This window comes from Brevibacterium sanguinis, assembly GCF_039528855.1.
GTDB lineage: Bacteria > Actinomycetota > Actinomycetes > Actinomycetales > Brevibacteriaceae > Brevibacterium > Brevibacterium sanguinis.
Map to the genome: position 1 here is coordinate 81,533 of NZ_BAAAMB010000013.1, position 5,596 is coordinate 87,128.

Genomic DNA, 5,596 nt, shown 5'->3' on the forward strand with positions numbered 1-5,596 from the left:
GCCCCCGGTGCGCCAGCGGCGGCCCCCGCCGCGGCACCTGTCCCCCCGGCTCCCGCAGCCGCTGCCCCCGCAGCTGCAATGGCCGCCCCTGCCGCGACCACCGCAGCACCGGCCGCGGCTCCTGTCGCCCCGCCGGCAGCCCCAGGCACTCCGGCCGCCCCGGCGGCCCCGGCGGCTCCCGCCGCTCCTGCCCCGGCTGTGCCCGCCGATCCCTCCGCCGGTGATCCCGCCGACGCCGAGGTCCATGTCGGCACCGACGCCGCCTATGCGGGCAAGGAAGCCGACAACGTCCAGTTGCGTCGCCCGCTGCGCAACATCTCCGAGGTCCGTCACTTCTTCCGCACGAACCAGACGCCGATCTACTTCATCGGCGCCACTCCGTTCAACCTGCTCGGCCTCGACCGCTGGGTCCGCAACTTCTCCTACATCACGTACTACGACGGCTGGGACGGCGCCCACCCCCGCGTGTTCTCGCCCCGCTACAAGCCGTTCGTCGAGTTCGAATCCGGCGAGGCCATCAACAACTGGCTGCTGCTCAACGCCGAGGTCCGCGCCCACATGACGCGCAACGTCCCCCACGGCGAGCGCCCCAAGGTCGCCATGGTCTTCTTCGACGAGGAGACCGAGCGGATCTGCCGCGAGCTCGGCTACGACCTCATCCTCCCCTCGGCGAAGCTGCGCAATCAGCTCGACTCGAAGATCGAGACGACGAAGCTCGGCAACGAGGCGGGCGCCTACTCGGTGCCGAACGTCCTCACCACGGCCGACACCTATGAGGAGCTGACGAAGGCCTCGGTCGCCGAGGGACTCGGCACCGACCTCGTCGTCCAGACCCCCTACGGGGATTCGGGCAAGACGACGTTCTTCATCGCCTCCGAGGAGGAATGGGACAAGCACAAGGACGACATCATCGGCGAACAGCTCAAGGTGATGAAGCGCATCAACAACACCCCGGTCGCCGTTGAGGCCGTGATCACGAGCAGCGGCGTCGTCGTCGGCCCGTTCCTCACCGAACTCGCCGGCTTCCCCGAGCTCACCCCGTACAAGGGCGGCTGGTGCGGCAACGAGATGACCCCCGACGTCCTCACCGCCGACCAGCGCGGGCGGGCCCGCGAACTCGTCCGCCGGATGGGCGAGGGACTGCGCAAGCGCGGCTACCGCGGGTTCTTCGAGGTCGACGTCCTCGTCGATCTCGACACCAACGACGTCTACCTCGGCGAGCTCAATCCCCGGATCTCCGGCGCCTCGGCGATCACGAACGTCACCGCGGGAGCGTACGCCGACGTGCCGCTGTTCCTCTTCCACCTCCTCGAGTACCTCGACGTCGAATTCGACCTCGACGTCGATGAGATCAACGAGCGGTGGGAGGAGCTCTCCGGTGCGGACGAGTGGAGCCAGATGGTCATCAAGGAGACCGCGCCGATCACCGAGTACATCACCCACTCGCCGCTGACCGGCCAGTACTACCTCGACCAGTACGGCACGCTCACCTACAAGCGTGCCGCCCTCGACTGGCACCCCCTCCAGAACGGCAGCGAGGTCTTCTTCCTCCGCATCTACGGGGCCGGCGAATACCGCTGGAAGGGCGCCGACCTCGGCGTGCTCGTGACGAAGAACCCGCTGCAGGTCGATGCCAGCGGCAAGAAGTCGCTGAGCATCCGCGCCAAGCACTTCATCGATTCGATCCGTGCGATGTACGCCGGTGTCCCCGTCGCCGCAGAGGATCCTGCGCCGACGATCGGCGGACCCGGGGCCAAGGGCGACTGATAGTCTCAGTCCGACCCCCAGCACAGATCGAAGAGGTGAAGTGTGTCCGAGACATCATCGGATCCGACCCTGACCGACCCCGCGGAGTTCGTCGACCCCGCATCCGCCGAGGCGGTGGCACCTGCTGAGGCAGCTCTGCCCGCCGAGGCGGTCGAGGTCGACCGCGACAACTGGCAGGACGCCGACAAGGTCCACTGGTCCTTCCAGCACGTCGACGAGGTGCTGCCGACGACGCCGATCTCCCGCGGGGACGGCCCGGTCGCCGAGTTCGCCGCCGACCTCCAGGACCTCGGCGAGGTCGAGATCCCCGAGACGGAGTTCTCCGAGGCCCGCACCGTCCGCAGCGTCATCGACGACTCCGACACCGACGGCTGGATGGTCGTCCACCACGGCACCGTGCTGACCGAGGAGTACTTCGGCGGCATGCAGCCGGAGACCGAGCACCTCCTCATGTCGGTGAGCAAGTCGCTCGTCGGCACCGTCGCCGGCGTCCTCGTCGGGGCAGGGGAGATCGACACCGGCAGGCTCGTCACGGACTACGTGCCCGAGCTCGCCGACTCCGGCTATGCGGGGGCGACGGTGCGCGACATCCTCGACATGCGCTCGGGCATCAGGTTCTCCGAGGACTATCTCGACCCCGACTCCGAGGTGCGCCAGATCGAGCGGTCCATCGGCTGGTCGGAGACCGACCCCGGCGATGCCAAGGGCATGTACGCCTACCTGCGCACGCTCGAGGCGAAGTCCGAGCACGGCGGCCCGTTCGAGTACCGCTCGTGTGAGACCGACGTCCTCGGCTGGGTGTGCGAGAAGGTCGCCGGGCAGAGCATGCAGACGCTCATGTCCCGTGTCCTGTGGTCGCGCATCGGCGCCGAACGCGACGCCCTCATCGCCACCGATCAGTTCGGGGTGGGGATGTTCGACGGCGGGATCAACGCGACCCTGCGCGACCTCGCCCGCTTCGGGTACCTCTACTCGAATCGGGGGCTGTCGCTGACCGGCGAACAGGTGGTGCCGACCTCATGGATCGGCGACACCCTGACCGGCAGCGAGGACACCCGGCAGGCGTTCGCCGACAGTCCCGGAGACAACCGCATGCCGGGCGGGATGTATCGGAACCAGTTCTGGTTCCCCTTCCCCGACTCGCATGCGTTCCTCGCCCTCGGCATCCACGGGCAGATGGTCTACATCAACCCGGGGGCCTCGTTCGTCGGCGTCAAGCTCTCGAGCTGGGGCCTGCCGCAGGACGCGAAGAAGCTCTTCCCCACGATCCGCGCCTTCGACGCCCTCGCCAAAGCCGTCAACTGACACCCTGCGCTCTCCCCTCCCACCGACGCGCGCACAACGAAGTCATTCACGGGTCACTGAAAGTCACGGGGCCGTAACCGGGCCTGATTTCCACTGGCCGGGACTGTAATCTTTGGGCACGTTCCTTCCCAAAGGAGCTGCAGCGCGCGTTCGCTGCCACCGCGGCCCGACATCCACCGCATCGGATGCCGGGCCGCGGCGCAGAGACAACTGAAGGCACCCATGTGAATCCCCATTCGACATCCACCCCCTCCCCCGAGCCCGGCGCTTTCGACCTCTTCCTCGGCCCCCGCATCATCGAGGAGAAGCGGTTCGCGTGCCGGGTGGCCACTGAATTCCCCGACACCGACCTCGCCGTGGCGACGGTCACCTCCCTCTTCGACCTCACCGCCGGTCGGATCCGCATCGCCCGCGACGTCATCGTCGGCGCCGACCGCGCCCAGGTCGACCTCGACGCCCTCGAATCCGATCGGTTCAGCACCCTCCTCGTCCCCCTCGGCGAGGATTCGGAGCTCACCGGCCACCTCGGCGAGGTCCCTCCCGCCGTGCGCCTCCTCCAGGTGCTCGCCCATGTCAGCGTCATCGACCAGCCGACCGTGGCGCTGGCCCGACAGGCGATCCCCCGGCTCGAAGCGGTCGATGCCACCGGTCTGCCGAGCATCGACGAGATGACCTCCCAGCTCGTCTTCGCCGGTCTGCTGCGCATCGACACGGACCGTCCGGGCACCTACGCGATGCCCGGCCTCGTCCGCTCCGTGGCCCGCCGCTTCGACCAGACGCCGGCCCCGAGCGGGCTGACGGCCCGGCGGGCGCTCAGCTGCGAGCTCGAGGAGTCGTTCCGCTCGCTGCTCGACATCGGCACGTTCCGTCTCGAGGCGATCTTCGGTCTCATCGCCGACCTCGAGGCGTGGTCCCTGCTCGCCGAGGTGTGGGCCGAGCGCGGCTTCAACGTCTTCTACCCCGAGTTCCTCACCGCCGTCCGCGCGATCCTCTCCGCCCCTGCCTCGGCGGCGCGCGGCTCCCTCGTCCTCGCCGAGGCCCAGAGCGCTGCCCGGGAGATCGCGAACATCTCCACGCGCACCGGGTCGACGGATCCGCGCGAGGTCCTTGCGCTCGTCACCTTCGACCGCCTCGATGTGCCGACCCTCGAGCAGGAGCGGGTGCGCCTCGACAACGGCGACTTCACCGCCAACGAGGTGGCCGTGATGACGTTGCGCTCGATGCGCGACCGCCGGCAGCACGGCGACCTCGACGGCGGGGTGCGGGCGGCCGAGGAGGGCAACCAGTACCTCTTCGCCCGACAGTCCCAGGCCGCACCCCTGTCGCGTCTCTACGATGCCCGTCTGCTCATGGAGCGCGGGCTCGATCTCGCGCGGTCCGGTGATGTCCGGCGCGGCCAGGACCTCGTCGACCGGGCGGTGACGATCTCCGAGACGATCCTCCCGTTCGACCCGTACCCGCTCGTGCCGGGGCTCGCGATCGCGGCGCTCGGCCATGTCGCCGCCGGGTTCGGCCCGAAGAGCGAGGGCTGTCTGCGCCGGTATGACGAGCTGCGGTCGCGGTTCGACTTCCACACGCTGCAGACGGACTTCATCGCCAACACCCCGCGCCTGCACCGGGCTCTCGACCAGCTCGACCTCGAGGCCTCCGCTGCGGCGATCGCGATCTCCAAGCGCCTGGCCCCGGACCAGCTGGGGTCGCGGGTGTACCGCTACGGGGAGGTCCTCCACAACGTCTACTCCGGAACGGCGGGCCTCTATCTCAAGGAGCATTCGCTCGCGCCGGAGAACCAGGTGACGAACACCGATCTGCAGATCGTCGGGTCCGCGTACTCCCTCATGACGATCCTCACCGTCGCCACCGGGGCCCTGCGGGAGGCGCAGGCGCTCGCGGCGCAGGCGCCCCTCGTCGACCGCAAGCACGGGCTCTCCCGGGCTCGGGTCGGCTTCGCGCTCGGGCAGTACGACGTCGTCGACTCCTCGACCTCGCATGTGCTCATCACGGGCACCGACCCGAAGAAGAAGGGGTCGGCGCTCGCGCTGCGGGCGGCGTCGATGCACCGCCGGGGCCGGGAGACGGCGGCGCTGGCCGATGTCGACAACGCCCTCGACTACTGCATCGTCGCGGGCTCCGTGCTGCCCCTGGCCCTGCTGCCCTCGGACATCAGGGAGGCGTTCGTCCGGGCCACCGCGTCCTCCCGGCAGTGGGATCTCATCGCCGCGACGTTCGAACTCGTCCCGGTCACCGGCGAGGAGCTGCGTGCGCGTCTGCTCGCGCTGCCGCAGACCTTCTTCGAGGCGCAGGTCGAGAATCGTCTGCTCGATTCGCAGGAGCTCGATCTGCTCTTCCGGCTCGAGAAGGCGACCCCGCTCGCACGGATCGCCGCCGACCTCTCCCTGGCCGAGGGCACGGTGAAGAACCGTCTCTCCGCGATCTACCGGAAGCTCGGGGTGCGCAACCGTCGCGACGCCGTCGAATACGGCTACCGCAACGGCTACTTCAGCTGACGGCGGGAGAACGCGCC

The 5,596-nt window shown here is 69.1% G+C and carries 3 protein-coding genes; all 3 read left to right on the forward strand.

Annotated features, from left to right (window positions below):
• Window positions 1-1,767: biotin carboxylase (locus ABD154_RS14520; protein WP_344251510.1), on the forward strand; the 1,767-nt coding region annotated here is incomplete at its 5' end.
• A 42-nt stretch (window positions 1,768-1,809) separates the two neighbouring features.
• Window positions 1,810-3,072, forward strand: a complete 1,263-nt coding sequence (locus ABD154_RS14525) for a serine hydrolase domain-containing protein (RefSeq protein WP_198500770.1) — start codon at window positions 1,810-1,812, stop codon at window positions 3,070-3,072.
• 224 nt (window positions 3,073-3,296) lie between these two features.
• Complete coding sequence (locus tag ABD154_RS14530) at window positions 3,297-5,579, forward strand: helix-turn-helix transcriptional regulator (protein WP_249120898.1); 2,283 nt, start codon at window positions 3,297-3,299, stop codon at window positions 5,577-5,579.
• Window positions 5,580-5,596 lie beyond the last annotated feature (17 nt).